The sequence below is a fragment of the Streptomyces sp. enrichment culture genome (assembly GCF_964272895.1).
Classification (GTDB): Bacteria; Actinomycetota; Actinomycetes; order Streptomycetales; family Streptomycetaceae; genus Streptomyces.
The window spans coordinates 7166143-7182406 of sequence record NZ_OZ186832.1 but is presented as its reverse complement, the minus strand read 5'-3'; the positions used below and the strand labels follow the sequence as shown (position 1 = coordinate 7182406).

At 72.0% G+C, this 16264-nt stretch carries 13 protein-coding genes; 8 read left to right on the top strand and 5 right to left on the bottom strand.

What is annotated here, in order from left to right; genetic code table 11:
• Position 1 precedes the first annotated feature (1 nt).
• The 3 genes from ACSU6M_RS32110 to ACSU6M_RS32100 all read left to right on the top strand — a co-directional run bounded on the left by ACSU6M_RS32110 (position 2) and on the right by ACSU6M_RS32100 (position 5188).
• The gene (locus tag ACSU6M_RS32110) at positions 2-1234 is read left to right on the top strand and encodes a trans-2-enoyl-CoA reductase family protein (protein WP_437074517.1); all 1233 of its coding nucleotides are present in this window, start codon (positions 2-4) and stop codon (positions 1232-1234) included.
• A 247-nt stretch (positions 1235-1481) separates the two neighbouring features.
• Positions 1482-3275, top strand: a complete 1794-nt coding sequence (locus tag ACSU6M_RS32105) for an ABC transporter ATP-binding protein (protein ID WP_437074516.1) — start codon at positions 1482-1484, stop codon at positions 3273-3275.
• Positions 3272-5188 (top strand): ABC transporter ATP-binding protein, encoded by a 1917-nt coding sequence (locus tag ACSU6M_RS32100; protein ID WP_437074515.1) that lies wholly within the window; start codon positions 3272-3274, stop codon positions 5186-5188. Before ACSU6M_RS32105 ends, ACSU6M_RS32100 begins: the two co-directional genes overlap by 4 nt.
• Positions 5189-5319: 131 nt before the next feature.
• Here ACSU6M_RS32100 and ACSU6M_RS32095 read toward each other — a convergent pair whose 3' ends face one another.
• The 3 genes from ACSU6M_RS32095 to ACSU6M_RS32085 are packed head-to-tail and all read right to left on the bottom strand — an operon-like array spanning position 5320 to position 8725.
• Positions 5320-6024 carry a TSUP family transporter gene (locus tag ACSU6M_RS32095; RefSeq protein WP_437075439.1) on the bottom strand — a complete coding sequence of 235 codons (705 nt, stop codon included), beginning with the start codon at positions 6022-6024 and terminating at the stop codon, positions 5320-5322.
• A gap of 8 nt (positions 6025-6032) precedes the next feature.
• Positions 6033-7439 (bottom strand): amidohydrolase family protein, encoded by a 1407-nt coding sequence (locus ACSU6M_RS32090; protein WP_437074514.1) that lies wholly within the window; start codon positions 7437-7439, stop codon positions 6033-6035.
• Positions 7436-8725: a uracil-xanthine permease family protein gene (locus ACSU6M_RS32085; protein ID WP_437075437.1), complete on the bottom strand. Its 1290-nt coding sequence runs from the start codon at positions 8723-8725 to the stop codon at positions 7436-7438. Before ACSU6M_RS32085 ends, ACSU6M_RS32090 begins: the two co-directional genes overlap by 4 nt.
• Positions 8726-9268: 543 nt before the next feature.
• On the opposite strand from ACSU6M_RS32085, the gene ACSU6M_RS32080 reads away from it, so the two are divergent.
• From ACSU6M_RS32080 to ACSU6M_RS32060, 5 genes are all read left to right on the top strand, one after another.
• A complete protein-coding gene (locus tag ACSU6M_RS32080; protein ID WP_437074513.1) occupies positions 9269-10309 on the top strand; it encodes a LacI family DNA-binding transcriptional regulator in 1041 nt (346 codons plus the stop codon).
• Positions 10310-10489: 180 nt separating this feature from the next.
• Complete coding sequence (locus tag ACSU6M_RS32075; protein ID WP_437074512.1) at positions 10490-11500, top strand: GerMN domain-containing protein; 1011 nt, start codon at positions 10490-10492, stop codon at positions 11498-11500.
• Between the two features lie 110 nt (positions 11501-11610).
• On the top strand, positions 11611-12168 hold the full coding sequence (locus ACSU6M_RS32070) for a PadR family transcriptional regulator (protein WP_437074510.1): 558 nt from the start codon (positions 11611-11613) through the stop codon (positions 12166-12168).
• 72 nt (positions 12169-12240) lie between these two features.
• The gene (locus ACSU6M_RS32065; RefSeq protein WP_437074509.1) at positions 12241-13965 is read left to right on the top strand and encodes an acyl-CoA dehydrogenase family protein; all 1725 of its coding nucleotides are present in this window, start codon (positions 12241-12243) and stop codon (positions 13963-13965) included.
• Between the two features lie 128 nt (positions 13966-14093).
• Positions 14094-14669, top strand: coding sequence for an antibiotic biosynthesis monooxygenase (locus tag ACSU6M_RS32060; protein WP_437074507.1), 576 nt, complete (start codon positions 14094-14096; stop codon positions 14667-14669).
• An 85-nt stretch (positions 14670-14754) separates the two neighbouring features.
• On the opposite strand, the gene ACSU6M_RS32055 is transcribed toward ACSU6M_RS32060, so the two are convergent.
• On the bottom strand, positions 14755-15399 hold the full coding sequence (locus ACSU6M_RS32055; protein ID WP_437074505.1) for an L-threonylcarbamoyladenylate synthase: 645 nt from the start codon (positions 15397-15399) through the stop codon (positions 14755-14757).
• The gene (locus ACSU6M_RS32050; RefSeq protein ID WP_437074503.1) at positions 15396-16028 is read right to left on the bottom strand and encodes a carbonic anhydrase; all 633 of its coding nucleotides are present in this window, start codon (positions 16026-16028) and stop codon (positions 15396-15398) included. The genes ACSU6M_RS32055 and ACSU6M_RS32050 overlap by 4 nt, the downstream gene beginning before the upstream one ends.
• Positions 16029-16264: the final 236 nt, after the last annotated feature.

Below are 16264 nucleotides of genomic sequence, written 5' to 3'. Positions count from 1 at the left end.
GATGCACCCACCGCTCACCCCGTCCGAACGCGTCGTCGCCCCGACGGGACGCGGATATCTGCTGCTTGAGTCGCATCCGGCCGGATGCCGTCGCAGCGTCGAGCTGATGCGGGCCGAGGTGCCCGCCCCCGACGGTCCACCCGCGCGGCGGCCGACGGCGCTGGTGATCGGTTCGAGCGCCGGCTACGGCCTGGCGAGCACGATCGCCGGGCTGGTGCGGTACGGCATCGACGGCGTGGGCATCGGCTGGGAGCGGCCGGCCGGGCACCGCACGGCGACCGCCGGGTGGTACCGCACCGTCGCCGCCGACGCGATCGCCCGCGAGCTCGGAGCGGACTTCTCGTTCCTGAACGCCGACGCGTTCGCCGACACCACCAAGTCCGAGACGCTGGATCTGCTGGCCGAGCGGTTCGGCGGTGTGGACTACCTGATCTACAGCGTGGCGGCGCCCCGGCGCACCGATCCACGCAGTGGCACCACCCATCAGTCGGTGCTCAAGCCGCTCGGCGCGCCGCACACCACCCGCAACCTGGAGTTCGCCGACGACGGAGCCGCGTACGTGCGCGAGGTCACCGTCGACCCGGCGACCGAGGCCGAGACCGCCGCGACCGTGCGGGTCATGGGGGGCGAGGACTGGTCCCGCTGGGTCGGCGCGCTGGCCGAGCGCGGGCTGCTGCGCGACGGGTTCCGCACGGTCGCGCTCACCTATGTCGGCTCGCCGCTGACCTCGGCGATCTACCGCAACGGCACGATCGGTGCCGCCAAGGCCGACCTGGAGGCCACCGCGGGCGCCCTGACCGAGCGGTTGGCCGCGGTGGGCGGCCGCGCCTTCACATCGGTGAGCGGGGCCGCCGTCACGCAGGCGCTGACCGCCATCCCGGGCATTCCGCTCTATGTCAGCCTGCTCCGCGGCGTCCTGGGCGACCGCTTCCCCTCCCCCGTCCAGCAGGCGCTCCAGCTGTGGGAGCAACTCACCGCGGACCGGCCCGACATGGACGACTCCGGCCGCATCCGTCTCGATCGCTGGGAGCTGTCCGAGCCGGTCCAGGCCGCCGTGGCCGAACGCTGGCAGTCCCTGACCCCCGGAAACCTCGCCGAGTCGGCCGACATCGCGTGGTTCCGTGGCCGGTTCCGTTCCCTGTACGGCTTCGACGTCCCCGGCGTCGACTACGCCGCCCCGGTCGCGACCGATCTGCCCTGGCCCGTCCCGTCGCCTCGGTGCGCTCGCGGCTGAGGACATGATCCCCTCCCGCTCACCGAACCCACACCATAAACTGCGTACACCGTTCTAGCGTTTTTGCTAACCTGGCCTCGTGCCGCCGCAGCAGTCGAGTCAGGCGTGGCCGCGGTCACCCCGGCCGGGATCGTCCAACACGCCTTGCTCCGTGCGGAACTGACGCCGTCGCGGTGGCACGAGGCGCTGGAGAGCGAAAGGCAAGCCGAGTGGGTCGCCCAACACGGCATGCACAGAGGGGAACCAGGTGAGCAAGACTTATCCGCCGCCGAGCGCGGCGATCGACCCCGATTCGAGCCGTTCCTGGCTACGGCGGGCGTGGCCGCTGGTCAGGGCGCACCGGTGGATGTTCGGCACGGCACTGGTGATGTCCGGGGCCAGCCTGCTGGTGTCCGTACAGGTGCCGAAACTGATCCAGGACGCGGTGGACCACTCGATCGTGTCGGACGAGGTGCCGCTGTCGCACTACCTGTGGTGGCTCATCGGGCTGACCGTGGTCATGCTGGCCGTGGGCTATCTGTCCAAGCAGATACTGTTCCGTGCCGCGGCCAGGATCGAGTACGACCTGCGCAACATCGTCTACGAGCACCTGACCGGTCTGTCCTTCTCCTTCTACGACCGGGTGCAGACCGGGCAGTTGATCTCCCGCGCCAATTCCGACATCCGCGCCGTGCAGATGTATCTGGCGTTCGCGCCGTATCTCCTGGTGCAGTGCGGCATCTCGCTGGTGGCGTTCGCGTACATGCTGGCGATCGACGTGCCGCTGGCCGTTCTCGCCATGCTGCCGATGCCCCTGCTGTTCGTGGCCACGCGCCGGATGCAGCGCTCGATGTTTCCGGTGTCCTGGCTGATCCAGGCCCGGCTGGCCGATGTCGCGACCGTGGTGGACGAGAACGTCAACGGGGTGCGCGTGGTCAAGTCGTTCGCGGCGGAACGCAGCCAGCTGGCGCTGCTGCAGAAGGCCGCGACGAGCGTCCGCTGGGCCCATGTGAAGGACGCCGATCTGCGCGCACGCTGGACACCCGTGGTGCAGAACCTGCCCCGCGTCGGCATGGCGATCGTGCTGCTGTACGGCGGACACCTCGTCATCGAGGGAGACATGGGCATCGGCTCGATCCTGGCCTTCAACGCCTATCTCCTGATGCTCCAGGTGCCGTTCCAGGTGTTCGGCAACCTGATCATGCTGGGGCAGCGCTCGTCCGCCGCGGCCAAGCGGCTGTACGAGCTGCTGGACGAGCGGCCGGAGATCGTGGACGCCCCCCACGCGCGGGAGCTGACCGGGGCACGCGGTGACGTCCGGTTCCACGACGTCACCTTCGGCTATGGCGACGGCCCCGACGTGCTGAAGGGGTTCTCGCTGCGGTTGCGCCACGGTGAAACGGTGGCGCTGGTGGGCCCGACAGGCAGCGGGAAGTCCACCGTGGCCAGGCTGCTGCCGCGCTTCTACGACGTGCGCGAGGGTTCCGTCACCGTGGACGGGCACGATGTGCGCGAGCTGAGCCTGCGCAGTCTGCGGGACACCGTCGGCATCGTGCTGGACGAGCCGTTCCTGTTCTCGGCGTCGGTCCGCGACAACATCGCCTACGGGCGGCCGGACGCGGACATCACCGACATCGAGCGCGTGGCCCGGCTGGCCGGGGCGCACGAGTTCATCACCGAACTGTCCGAGGGTTACGACACCGTCATCGGCGAACGCGGCTACACGCTCTCCGGTGGGCAGCGGCAGCGCATCGCGATCGCCCGGACGCTGCTGGTGAATCCGCCGGTACTGGTCCTCGACGACGCCACCAGCGCCATCGACGTCCAGGTGGAGCAGGAGATCCACGCCGGGCTGCGGACCCTGTTCGCCGACCGCACGACGTTGATCATCGCGCACCGGCCGTCCACGATCGGCCTGGCCGACCGCGTGGTGCTGCTGGACGGCGGGCGGATCGTGGCCGACGGCACGCACCAGGAACTGCTGGCGAGCACGCCGCTGTACGCGGACGTGCTCGCGCAAGCGGACGAGCAGGTCGAGGAAGTGGGGAGTGTGGGTCGATGACGTCTCCCATGGGTGGTGGCGCGGCGTTCAACGGCGGGGGCAGGGCGACCGCGACGGGTCTGCCGTTCGCCGGCGTGCCGCCGGAGATGCAGGCGAGCGTCGACGCGTTGCTCAGGACCGAGCCGGAACACCCCGAGCCCGACGTGGTCTTCGAGCACAGCCGACCCGATCCCGACGGCTCCAGGCTGAGTCTGCGGCGGCTGATCCGCCCGTACTGGGCGATGGCGCTGCTGGCCGGGCTGTTCGTGGCCGTGGAGGCGCTGACGCTGCAGGCCGGTCCGAAGCTGACGCAGATCGGGATCGACGACGGCATCACGGAGCAGGACTTCGGCGTGCTGGCGCTGGTCGCGGTCGTGTACCTGGTCAGCCTGGTGGGCACCGGTCTCGCCCAGGCCGCGCGGGTGAAGGTGACCGGGCGGATCGCGGCGTGGGTGATGAACGACCTGCGGGTGCGGGTCTTCGCCCAGTTGCAGCGGCTGTCGCTGAGCTTCTACACCAGCGAGAAGGCCGGCGTCATCATGACCCGGATGACCGGCGACATCGAGAACCTCCAGCAGCTGCTGCAGGACGGGCTGGCGCAGTTCGCCGTCCAGGGCCTGACCATGGTCGTGGTCACGGTGGTGCTGTTCACCTACGACGTGCAGTTGGCGCTCATCACCGTCCTGCTGGTCGTGCCCGTCCTCACCGCGCTGTCCGTGTGGTTCCACCGGGCCTCGCGCAAGGGCTATCTGCGGGTGCGGGACACCGTCGCCGCCGTGATCGCCGACCTCTCCGAGAGCCTGCAAGGTGTGCGCATCGTCACGGCCCACAACCGGCAGCGGCACAACACCAGGCACCACCGGCAGGTCACCGGCGCGTACTACGACGCCAATGTGCGCACCGGCCGGATCAACTCCGTCTACACGCCGAGCACCCAGGTCATCGGTGTCGCGGGACAGCTCGCCCTGCTGGCCATCGGCGCCGGAATGGTCTCCGACGGGCGGCTGAGCGTCGGCGAGCTGGTGGCCTTCCTGCTGTCCCTGGGAGCGTTCTTCCAGCCCATCCAGCAGCTGGTGCAGCTGTACAGCACCTACCAGCAGGGGCAGTCGTCCGTCGTGAAGCTGAGGGAGTTGCTCACCGCCCGGCCGGAGGTCGAGGAGGACCCCGGAGCCGTCGACCTGCCGAAGGTCGAGGGTGACATCGTCTTCGAGGACGTGACGTTCGGCTATCGTCCCGACCGACCGGTGATCTCCGGTGTGTCGCTGGGCATCCGGGCCGGTGAGACGGTGGCGTTCGTCGGTCCGACCGGCGCCGGCAAGTCCACCCTCGCCAAACTGGTCACCCGGTTGTACGACCCGACGTCCGGACGGATCCTCATCGACGGACACGACCTCCGGGACGTGCGGATCGAGTCCCTGCGCCGGCAGCTCGGCGTCGTGCCGCAGGAGCCCTTCCTGTTCGCCGGGCCGCTGCGGGACAACATCCGTTTCGCCGCCGCGGACGCCTCCGACGACCGGGTGCGGGAGGCGCTGCGGGTGGTCGGCCTGGTCGAGGTGGTCGAGCGGCTGCCCGACGGTCTCGACACCGTCGTCCAGGAACGGGGCCAGTCCCTGTCCTCCGGGGAACGGCAGCTCGTCGCCCTGGCCCGGGCGTTCCTGGCCCAGCCGCGGGTGCTGGTCCTGGACGAGGCCACGTCCAACCTGGACCTGCGGACCGAGGCGAAGATCGAGGCCGCCCTGGACGTGCTGCTGGAGGGCCGCACAGCGATCCTGATCGCCCACCGGCTCTCCACCGCCATGAAGGCCGACCGCATCGTCGTGGTGGACGAGGGCCGGATCGTCGAGGTCGGTACGCACGACCAGCTCGTCGCGGCCGGCGGCAGGTACCACCAGATGTACGCCACCTGGAGCAGCCGGCACGCCGAGGTCCACTGACACACGTCGGGGTCCCGCTCCCGGAGGCGGAGCGGGACCCCGAGTGGACCAGGGGCGGGGGCAGGAACCGCTGATCGCCCGTGCATCGACCGGTGCGGGAGAGCGGGGTCACGGGACGCGCCGGGGGCGCGTCACCCGCCCGCCCCGAGCATCAGGACAAGCCCGGAGACCAGTGCGAAGACCAGCACGAACAGGCGCATCCTGCGGGCGTCCAGCCGGTGGTGGACCAGGCGGCTGAGCCACGCGCCGACGGCGATCGCCGGCAGCAGGACGGCGGCCTGGCCGAGGTCCGCGGCCTCCGCCTTCCCGGTGCCGAACAGCAGGGCCAGGGAGGCGACTTCGCCGACGAGGAAGCACGCGGCGACCGTCGAGCGCAGTTCGGCGGGCGGACGGTGCTGGTAGACCAGCGCCAGCGGGGGGCCGCCGACACCGGTCGCGGTCTCCGTCAGCCCGGTCACCGCGCCCGCGCCGACATAGGCGGCCCGGCCGGGTGTGAACGCGGGCGCGGCCAGGCTGACGAGGGCCGCGAGCACGGTGGCGACCCCCACGAACACACCCAGGCTGCGCTCCGGGATCAGCCAGAGCAGCGCCAGTCCGGCCGGGGTGGCCGCGAGCCGCGCCCCGGTGATCCAGCCCGCGCCCCGCAGGTCGAGCGAGGCCCGCTCCCGCCAGGCGACGTAGAGGTTGAGCGGGATCATCGTCGCCAGGACGAAGACCGGGACCAGGCTCGGGTCGATCATCCCGGCCACCGGCGCCACGATCAGCGCGAAGCCGAGTCCGCTGCTGCCCTGGACGAACGCGGCCACGGCCACCGTGACGGCGAGGACCGTCAGCATGTCCGACGTCACCGCGACATGCTCCGCCCCCGGTGCAGCGCCCGTGCCGCGGTGGAGGTGGGATGCGCCCGGATGACGTCCGCTCTGCCGACCGCGGCACGCGCCGCCTCGGCCGCACGCCGCACCAGGCCGGGCCCGTCCCAGTCGGTCGGCAGACCCTGCCACAGGCGCAGGCGCCCGGCGACGAAGACGGCGGTGATCTGGTCCCGGTTGCCGCGCCGGACGAGTTCCCAGGGCAGGTCCCAGGAGAGCGCGAGCTCCGGGGTGTCGACGTCGACGAGGAGGAAGTCGGCCGCCAGACCCTCGGCGACGGTGCCGGTGCGGGCGCCGAGGCCGACGGCGTCCGCACCGCCGCAGTGGGCGTGCTCCAGCCAGGTCCAGCCGGCACCGCAGGAGGAGTCGCCGGTGCTCAGACCGTACGCCAGTCGCTGCGCGAACTCGGCGGCCTCCGCGAGCCGGAAGCCGTCGCCACGGGTGCCGTCGGTGCCGAGTCCGAAGCGGATGCCGCGCTCGGCCATGGCGGTCGCGGGCGCGACGGCGTTGCCCTTCCAGGCGCTGGCGACGGGGTTGTAGCTGACGGCGGTCCCGGTGTCGGCGAGCAGGGTCAGCTCCCGCGGGGTGAGCAGTGTGGCGTGCGCGGCGAGCAGCTGGGGGCCGAGCGCGCCGATGCGGTGCAGATGCTCCAGCGGCCGCACCCTGTGCCGGACCAGCGAGCGTTCGACGCCCGCGAGGTGTTCGTTGACGTGGATCTGGACGACGGCACCGGCCTCGGCGGCCAGCCGGGCGGTCGCGCGCAGCGTCTCCTCGGTGGCCGCCTCGGGGATGGAGACGGCCAGGGAGGCATGGACGAGCGGGTCGTCGGCATAGCGGGCGAGGTGCTTCTCGGCCTTCTCGACGACGGCCGCGTGGCGTCCCTCGTCGTCCGCGTCGTTGCAGACGAGTCCCAGCACACAGCGGATTCCGGCGTCGCGCGCGGCCGAGGCGACCACGTCGACGTCCACGTCGGCCCTGGTACCGGCGTCGGCGACGGTGGTGAAACCGCCGCGCAGCGCCTCCAGTGCGGCCAGCTTGGCGGCCGTGTAGGCCGACTCCTCGTCCAGCGCGCCCTCCAGCGGCACCCAGACCCGGCGGAAGATCTCCGACGGCTCCCCGAAGGCGAGCGCGGCGCCGAAGCTCTGGGTGAGGTGGTGGTGGGCGTCGACGAAGCCGGGCATCAGCAGATGGCCGGGCAGCCGCACGGGCCGCAACTGCGGGTGGGTGCGCTCCAGTTCGGGCGCCGGTCCGACGGCTTGGAAGCGGCCGTCGCCGATCACCACGGCCCAGCCGTCGGCGGGGCCCTCGGGGAGCAGGACCGCGTCGGGTCGAAGGAGCAGGGGGCCGGGGGCGGCGAGCGCCTCGCGTGCGGGCTGGTTCATCGGTCGCTTCCTGTGCGCGCGGTGGTCAGGCGGGCGGCGACGCCCGGCCGTACATGGTGGAAGAGGATGTTGAGGACGGCGGCCACGAACGCGCCCACGGCCACGCCGCTCTCCAGCAGGATGCGGACGTTCGCGGGGAAGTGGCCGTACACGCCGGGGATCAGGATCGGCAGCAGCCCCAGCGCGAGGGCGACGGCGCAGATGAATGTGCTGGTGTGCCGGTCGAGGTCGGAGCGGCCGAGCATCTGGACGCCGAGCACGGTGATGACGGCGAAGACGACCATGGCCGTGCCGCCGATGACCGCGGACGGGATCACGCTGATCGCGCGGGTGACGGGCGCGAGGAAGCCGATGACGATCAGCACGACGCCCGCCGCGGCGGTGACGAACCGGCTGCGGACGCCGGTGACCCGGACGATGCCGATGTTCTCCCCGCTGGTGACCATCAGCGGCAGGCCGAAGAAGCCTCCGAAGAGGGAGGTGAGGGCGTCACCGCGGACGGTCTTGGGCACATCGGTCCGCTTGTCGATGTCCTTGCCCACGGCCTCCGCGTTGATCACGGTCTGCCCCGTGGCCTCGGCCATGGAGGCCAGGCTGTAGAGCATCAGCGGCAGCGCGGCGACCAGGTTGAACTGGGGTGAGCCGAAGGGCAGCAGCTGCGGCAGGCTGACCAGTCCTCCGCCGGTGCCTGCCGTGTCGATCGCGCCGAGCGCGCCGGCCAGCGCGGTACCGGCGAGCAGGCCGAGCATCACGGCGAGCTGACGCAGTATCCCGGCGAAGAGCAGGTAGAACACGACGGTGAACCCGATGGTCGCCATGCCCAGGCCGAGGTTGAGGGGATCCGCGAAGCCGGGCGTGCCGGGACGTCCGGTGACGAGGACCGCGCCGACCTTCACCAGGTTGACACCAACGATGACGATCATCGTGCCGATGACCAGGGCCGGGAAGAACTTGAGCAGCCGGGAGAAGACCGGCAGCACGACGAAGTAGAACGCCGCCGTCAGGATCACCGCTCCGCTCGCCGTGCGCAGCCCGTGCTGTTCCGCGATCGCGAGGAACAGGATGAGGGGCGCCCCGCCGGGCAGCATCACGAACGGCAGCCGGGGGCCGAACTTCCAGGGTCCGAGCGACTGGATCAGCGATCCGACGCCGGACAGCACGAAGGCGGCGGACAGCAGATCGACGGTCAGCTCGGTGCCCAGCCCCAGTGTGGCGCTCATCAGGAAGATCGCCGAGATGGGGGTGGCGGCCATGACGAGGACGTGCTGGATCCCGAAGAGGAGCATCCTCGACAGGGGCCGCGACTCGTCGACGGGATGGGTGCCGAGCCGGGCGCCGCCCTCGGGCCGGGAGGGCGTCTCCTGGGGAAGGGAGTGCGTCTCCTCGGACCTGGAGTGCGTCTCGTCGAAAAAGGTGCCCGTCTCGTCGGGACGGGAGTTCATCTCGTCGGGACGGGAGTGCGTCTCGTCGGCACGGGCGGTCGTGGCGGTCGATGGGGCGGTCGGTGGTGCGGTCGAGCCGGAGGCGGGGGGTCGCTGTCCGGCTTCGGGTCGGCTCTCTCGGGCACTGGACACGTTCGGGCTCCGTTCGGGCGTACGGGAACGCTCGGAAGTTCAGCCGCGATCTGGCCCCGGACGGTGAGCCAAATCGATTTGGCCAAATCGATTTGGCCGCCAGTATGTGAGCCCCTCCACCGGTCGTCAAGGGTCGGTCGCACGATGCCGGGGCGTACGCCTCGACGATCGGCACCCGACCGCACACGGACCGCGGCGGAGATCGGCGAAGATGGTGGGATCAACCGTCCGTGCCCGCGAGGAGTGTTCGAGCAGATGGCCCCGTTTGCCTCCGGTCGGAAACCGCCGACGATCGCCGATGTCGCACGCGTCGCCGGGGTTTCGCGCACGACCGTGTCGCACGCCCTCAACGGGCTCGGCAAGGTCGACCCCCGGACGCGCGAGCGCATCAGGCAGGTCGCGACGGAGCTCGGCTACCGCCCCAACCTCCGGGCACAGCGGTTGCGGCGCGGGGAGGCGAAGGCGATCGCCCTGGTCTCCTCGATGCCGTTCGCGGTGGCCGGCGGCCCGTCCCGGCTCGGCTTCTACATGGAGGTCGCGGCCGCCGCGGCGGAGAGCGCCCTGTCGCACGACTACGCGCTCGTCCTGGTCCCGCCCGTGCAGTCGGGCTCGGCGCTGTACTCCCTCGACATCGACGGGGCCATCGTGGTCGAGCCGGACGTCGAGGACGCGGCGGCGGCCCAACTCCGCGAGCGGGGGCTGCCGTACGTGGCACTCGGCCGACCGGTGTCGCCGAAGGAGGACGCCCCGTACGTCGATCTGCGCGGCGGGCTGGTCGCCGAGCTGCTGCTCCGGCATCTGCACGAGCAGGGTGCGGTCCGGCCGGCCCTGATGGTCGGTGCCGGTTCCCGGCACTCGTCGGTGGACGCGGTCGCCGCGTACGAGCGTCTGGCGCAGGAGTACGGCTGGACGCCGATCGTCGCGAGAGTGCCGGAGTCGGGCGGTGAGCCGGCCGGTCACGAGCGGTGTGCCGCCCTGCTCGGGGAGCATCCCGGCATCGACGCGGTGTGTGCGCTGGTGGACGCCTTCGCGGTGGGCGCGGTCCGCGCGATACGGGAGAGCGGGCGTGCCGTACCGGACGACGTCATGGTCGTCACCCGTTACGACGGCCTGCGCGCCCGCACCTGCGAGCCGCCGCTGACCGCGGTCGACCTGCACCTGGACCGGGTGGCGTCCGACGCGGTGCGGCTGCTGCTCGGGCGGCTGCGCGGCGACGCCGCCGTGCCGCCGGTGGCGGTGTCCCCCGAGCCGAAGGTGATCCCTCGCGCCTCCTCCGTCCGGGCCGAGCGGGCCTGACCCGGCATCACGCCGCCGCTCCGCACGCGCTCGGGACTGTCGCGAAGTCATGACATTCGCCCCGCCGGAACCGGCGCATACTCATCCCAAAGGTGCCCGCACGACAGGGTGAAGGGGGTTTTCGGCCCCGGTCCCCAGCACCTCGCGGGCGCCGATCCGGAAGGGTCGCAGGAGGCTGCCATGGCGGGTGAGATCCCGGCTCCGCGCCCCGGTGGGCGCGTCCGCGTCGCCCTGGTGTGTGCACTGGCCCTGTCACTGTGGCCGGCCGGCGCCTGTGACACCGGCTCCGGCGGTGACGCGGCCCCGAGCCCCACCCGCCCGTCCGCCGCGCTCACCGAGCCGCGGACGGACGGCGGCTCCACCCCGCCCCGCACCCTCACCGTGTCGCCGTCGACCGGCGCCACGGGCACGGCCGCCGTCGAACCGGAACCCCCGCCCGTGTCCCCACCGGTCAGCGGACCGCCACCCGCCTCCCCGCGCCGGGTGACCACCGCGGTCTACTTCCTGCACGGCGCGTACGTCTCCCCCGCCCCGCGCACGGTCACCGCCCCGGCCACCGCCGAGGAGGCCGTACGCGCCCTCCTGGCCGGACCGGACCGCATCGAGACCGGACGCGGGCGCACCACCGCGATCCCGTCGGGCACGAGCCTGCGCTCACTCGCGGTCCGCGACGGCGTGGCGACCGTCGACCTGTCCGGGCGGTACGACGACGGCGGCGGCAGCCTCTCGATGCGGGCCCGTCTCGCCCAGGTCGTGTACACGGTGACCCGGTACCCGAGCATCGACAAGGTGCGGTTCCGGCTCGACGGCGAGCCCGTCACGTCGTTCGGCGGCGAGGGCATCGCGCTCGACCGGCCGGTGGGGCGAGGGCACTTCGAGGACGTCACGCCGGCCGTCCTGGTCGAGTCCCCGCTGCCGGGCGGCACCGTCCGCGCCCCCGTGCGGGTGTGGGGCACCGCGAACACCTTCGAGGCCGAGTTCCAGCTGAAGATCACGGACGTCACCGGGCGGACGGCCGCCGACGTCCAGGTCATGGCCACGTCCGGGTCGGGCACCCGCGGCACGTTCGACGTGACGTTCCCCTACCGGGCCGCGCGGACCGGGCCGGGTGCGCTCACCGCGTACTTCTACTCCCCCGAGAACGGGCGGCCCGTCACCGTGGACACCGTGCCGCTGACCCTCACCCGCTGAGCCAGCCGCACCCGCGAGGGAGCGTCCGGCGCCGGCCCGGTGTCCCGGTGAGGTGTGTCTCACCGGGACACCTCTTGCTATGCAACGAAGTGCATAGCAAGATCGGGGGCATGGCGCTCGACCACGCGATCCTCGTCTCCCTGCTGGAGAAACCGGGTTCCGGCTATGAGCTGGCCCGGCGGTTCGAGCGATCCATCGGGTACTTCTGGACCGCCACCCACCAGCAGATCTATCGCGTGCTCAAGCGCATGGAGAGCGACGGCTGGGTCGAGGTCCGGGACGTCGCGCAGTACGGGCGTCCGGACAAGAAGGAGTACACCGTCGCCGCGCCCGGCCGGGCCGCGCTCTCCGCGTGGCTGCACCGACCGACCGAGCCGGAGAGTGTGCGGCACGACCTGGCGGTGAAGGTCCGGGGCGCCGCCTTCGGCGATCCGGCCGCGCTGATCGGTGAGGTCGAGCGGCACCGCCAGGCGCACACGGACCGCCTCGCCCACTATCTGGCGGGCGAGGCCCGCGACTTCGCGGAACTCCCGGCGGACGCCCCGCTCGACGCCGAACGCGAGCTCCAGCACGTCGTGCTGCGCGGCGGCATCGCCTACGAGCGGATGATGATCGCCTGGCTCGACGACGTCCTCGCCACGCTCGCCCGCTTCGACGCCGGCCGCTGACCGGCCGAGCGCGCCCCTGGGACCCGTACCCCGGACCTCACCCTCACCCCTCACAGCCGAAAGGCGGCACTGATGACCGACGCGCTGCTCTTCAACCCGCGCACCTACGACCCCGCGCACTTCGACCCGGAGACCCGCAGGCTGCTGCGGGCCACCGTCGACTGGTTCGAGGAGCGCGGCAAGCGCCGGCTGATAGAGGACTACCGCAGCCGCGCCTGGCTCGGCGACTTCCTCGCCTTCGCCGCGAAGGAGGGCCTGTTCGCGACCTTCCTCACCCCGTCCTCCGCCGCCGGGGACGGCGAGGCCGACAAGCGCTGGGACACCGCCCGCATCGCCGCCCTCAACGAGATCCTCGGCTTCTACGGCCTCGACTACTGGTACGCCTGGCAGGTCACCATCCTCGGCCTCGGCCCGGTCTGGCAGAGCGACAACCCCACCGCGCGCGCCCGCGCCGCCGAACTCCTCTCCCAGGGCGAGGTGTTCGCCTTCGGCCTGTCCGAGAAGACCCACGGCGCCGACATCTACTCCACCGACATGCTCCTGGAGCCCGACGGCCGGGGCGGCTTCCGCGCCACCGGCTCCAAGTACTACATCGGCAACGGCAACGCGGCCGGGCTCGTCTCCGTCTTCGGCCGCCGCACCGACGTCGAGGGCCCCGACGGCTATGTCTTCTTCGCCGCCGACAGCCGCCACCCGGCGTACCACCTCGTGAAGAACGTGGTCGACTCCTCGAAGTACGTCAGCGAGTTCCGCCTGGAGAACTACCCGGTCGCCGCCGAGGACGTCCTGCACACCGGCCGGGCCGCCTTCGACGCCGCCCTGAACACCGTCAACGTCGGCAAGTTCAACCTGTGCACCGCCTCGATCGGCATCTGCGAGCACGCGATGTACGAGGCCGTGACCCACGCCCAGAACCGCATCCTCTACGGCCGTCCCGTCACCGCCTTCCCGCACGTGCGGCGGGAGTTGACGGACGCGTACGTCCGGCTCGTCGGCATGAAGCTGTTCAGCGACCGTGCCGTCGACTACTTCCGCACCGCGGGCCCCGACGACCGCCGCTACCTCCTGTTCAACCCGATGACGAAGATGAAGGTGACCACCGAGGGCGAGAAGGTCATCGACCTGATGTGGGACGTCATCGCCGCCAAGGGCTTCGAGAAGGACAACTACTTCGCCCAGGCCGCCGTCGAGATCCGCGGCCTGCCGAAGCTGGAGGGCACCGTCCACGTCAACCTGGCGCTGATCCTCAAGTTCATGCGCAACCACCTCCTCGACCCGGCCGCCTACGAGCCCGTCCCGACCCGCCTCGACGCGGCCGACGACACCTTCCTCTTCCGCCAGGGGCCCGCCCGCGGCCTCGGCTCGGTCCGCTTCCACGACTGGCGGCCCGCCTTCGACACGTACGCCCATCTGCCCAACGTCTCCCGCTTCCGTGAACAGGCCGACGCGCTCTGCGAGTTCGTCCGCACCGCCGCCCCCGACGAGCAGCAGAGCCGCGACCTCGACCTGCTGCTCGCCGTCGGGCAGCTCTTCGCGCTCGTCGTCCACGGCCAGCTGGTCCTGGAGCAGGCGGCCCTCACGGACCTCGACGAGGACGTGCTCGACGAGCTGTTCGCCGTCCTCGTCCGGGACTTCTCCGCACACGCCGTCGAGCTGCACGGCAAGGACTCCGCGACCGACGAGCAGCAGCGCTGGGCGCTCGGCGCGGTCCGCCGCCCGGTCGTCGACCGCTCGCGTGCGGAGCGCGTCTGGCAGCGCGTCGAGGCGCTGTCGGGGGCGTACGAGATGATGCCCTGACCCCTCGGCCGCAAGGCGGCCGCTGCTCGCCGCCGTGGGGCGGAGGAGGGCCGGGTTCGACGGGTGCGCCGGTGCCGGTGGGGCCCCGCGTACAGTGGGGGTGGGCGCGGTGAGAGCATGAGGAGTCGATGTTGACCGCCGTCAGCCTTGAGCACACCACCGTCCCCGCCGACACGGGCGAGGTGACCCTGCTGATAGCCCGCCGTGTGGAGCCCGGCCACGAGGCCGCCTTCGAGCGGTGGGCCAAGGGAATCCTGGAGTGCGCCGCCACCTTTCCCGGGCACCTCGGGTACGGCCTCTTCCGCGCCTCCGGCGGTGACGCCCCATGGTTCCTCGTCCACCGCTTCCGGGACGCGGCGGCGTGCCGGGCCTGGCAGGACTCGCCCGAGCGCGCGGCCTGGTTCACCGACTGCGACGGTCACCACCACACCGAGATCGCCCGGCGGGAGCTGACCGGCATGGAGACGTGGTTCGCCAAGCCCGGCTCGACCCGTCCCGCGCCCCCGCGGTGGAAGATGGCGATCAGCGCGACCCTGGCGATCTACCCGATCTCCGTGCTCGGCAGCCTCTTCCTCATGCCCCACCTGACCGCGCTGCCGGTGCTGCTCAGCAGCGCGGTGGTGGCCTGCGTCTTCAATGTGCTGATGACGTACGCGGCGATGCCCGCCGTGAGCAGGCTGCTGCGCCGCTGGCTCACCGCCTAGCGCGGGGAGCGGTCCGCGGGACGAGCCCTGGCGGGGCCGGCGCCGGCCGGCCCCGCGGTCCGTCTGCTGTACCGTGCGACGAGGTCTATCGCACGACCAGGTCGGGCACGACGGCGCGGAGCCGGTCGTACGGCAGGACGCCGTCGCGGACCAGGACCGGTACCTCACCACTGAGGTCCACGATCGACGAGGACACCGCGCCGCCCGTACGGCCGCCGTCGAGATAGACGGCGACCGAGTCGCCGAGCATCGCCTGCGCGGCGGCGCAGTCCTGCGGCGAGGGGTGGTCGGTGAGGTTGGCGCTGGACACCGCCAGCGGCCCCGTCGCGGCCAGCAGTTCCAGCGCCAGCGCGTGGTCGGGCATCCGGACGGCGACGGTGCCGCCGGTCTCGCCCAGGTCCCAGGCGAGCGAGGTCCGGTGGCGCACCACCAGGGTGAGCCCGCCCGGCCAGAACGCGTCGATCAGGGCGCGGGCCGCGTCCGGCAGGTCGTCGGTCAGGTCGCGCAGCGCCTCCAGCGAGTCCACGAGCACCGGGGACGGCTTGTGCCGGCCCCGGCCCTTCGCCCCGAGGAGCCTGGCGACCGCCGCCGGGTCGAAGGCGTCGGCCCCCACCCCGTAGACGGTGTCCGTCGGCAGGACCACGAGCCGGCCCTGGCGTACGGCCTCGGTCGCCGCCGTCAGGCCCTCCGCGCGCTGGGACGGGTCGGAGCAGTCGAAGCGCCGGGTCACGTCGCGGGCACGCTTTCCGGGACGTCGCCGCGGGTGGCCACGAGGCGGGCGCTGCCCTCGGCGAGGGCGTAGCCGAGTCCGACCACGGCGACCTCCCCGGCCTCGACCTGTTCCGAGAGCAGCCGGGAGCGGTCGATCAGCAGGTCGACGGTGTGCCGGATGTGCTCGTCGATGATGTCGCTGTCGGCGGTGAGTCCGGCGGTGCGGGCCGCGAGGATGCTGGGGGTCACTCGTTCCACGACGTCCCGGACGAAGCCGCTCGCCGCGAAGCCGTCCTCCACGGCGGAGCGGGCCGCGGCGACCGCGCCGCAGGAGTCGTGCCCGAGGACGACGACCAGGCGCGCCCCGAGGACGCTGGTGGCGTATTCGACGCTGCCGAGCACCTCCGGCCCGACGACGTGGCCGGCGGTGCGGACGACGAAGAGGTCGCCGAGGCCCTGGTCGAAGATGATCTCGGCGGCGAGGCGGGAGTCGGAGCAGCCGAGGATCACCGCGAAGGGTTCCTGTCCCGGCGCCAGTTCGGCGCGCCGGGCCGCGTCCTGGTTCGGGTGCTCGGGCATGCCGGACACGAAGCGCCGGTTGCCGGAGAGAAGGGCGTCGAGAGCTACGGAAGGAGAGGTCCTAGGCATGGCACAACCCTACGTCCCCGTCCTCCGCCTCACTCGCACGACCTCCGGTGTTGGGGGCGGGCCGCCCGTTTCGCGGCATAGGGGCGTCAGTCTGCGGACTTCCATCCGGTCAGCTTCCGCCAGGTTTCGCCACGTACCGAATGAATGGTCGCCCGTTCCGGAACGTACTGCGCGCACCGCGGGTTGTGGCAGGGACCTGCCGTCCAGGTGGGGACGTAGACACCCATGGTCTTGTG

Bases quoted from the DNA above. Each gene is read 5' to 3' on its own strand.
- ACSU6M_RS32085 (WP_437075437.1), bottom strand. From the start codon at position 8,725: ATGCTCCTCTTCGGGATCCAGCACGTCCTCGTCATGGCCGCCACCCCC.
- ACSU6M_RS32090 (WP_437074514.1), bottom strand. From the start codon at position 7,439: ATGAACCAGCCCGCACGCGAGGCGCTCGCCGCCCCCGGCCCCCTGCTC.
- ACSU6M_RS32060 (WP_437074507.1), top strand. From the start codon at position 14,094: ATGTTGACCGCCGTCAGCCTTGAGCACACCACCGTCCCCGCCGACACG.
- ACSU6M_RS32080 (WP_437074513.1), top strand. From the start codon at position 9,269: ATGGCCCCGTTTGCCTCCGGTCGGAAACCGCCGACGATCGCCGATGTC.
- ACSU6M_RS32095 (WP_437075439.1), bottom strand. From the start codon at position 6,024: ATGCTGACGGTCCTCGCCGTCACGGTGGCCGTGGCCGCGTTCGTCCAG.
- ACSU6M_RS32050 (WP_437074503.1), bottom strand. From the start codon at position 16,028: ATGCCTAGGACCTCTCCTTCCGTAGCTCTCGACGCCCTTCTCTCCGGC.
- ACSU6M_RS32065 (WP_437074509.1), top strand. From the start codon at position 12,241: ATGACCGACGCGCTGCTCTTCAACCCGCGCACCTACGACCCCGCGCAC.
- ACSU6M_RS32075 (WP_437074512.1), top strand. From the start codon at position 10,490: ATGGCGGGTGAGATCCCGGCTCCGCGCCCCGGTGGGCGCGTCCGCGTC.
- ACSU6M_RS32110 (WP_437074517.1), top strand. From the start codon at position 2: ATGCACCCACCGCTCACCCCGTCCGAACGCGTCGTCGCCCCGACGGGA.
- ACSU6M_RS32100 (WP_437074515.1), top strand. From the start codon at position 3,272: ATGACGTCTCCCATGGGTGGTGGCGCGGCGTTCAACGGCGGGGGCAGG.
- ACSU6M_RS32070 (WP_437074510.1), top strand. From the start codon at position 11,611: ATGGCGCTCGACCACGCGATCCTCGTCTCCCTGCTGGAGAAACCGGGT.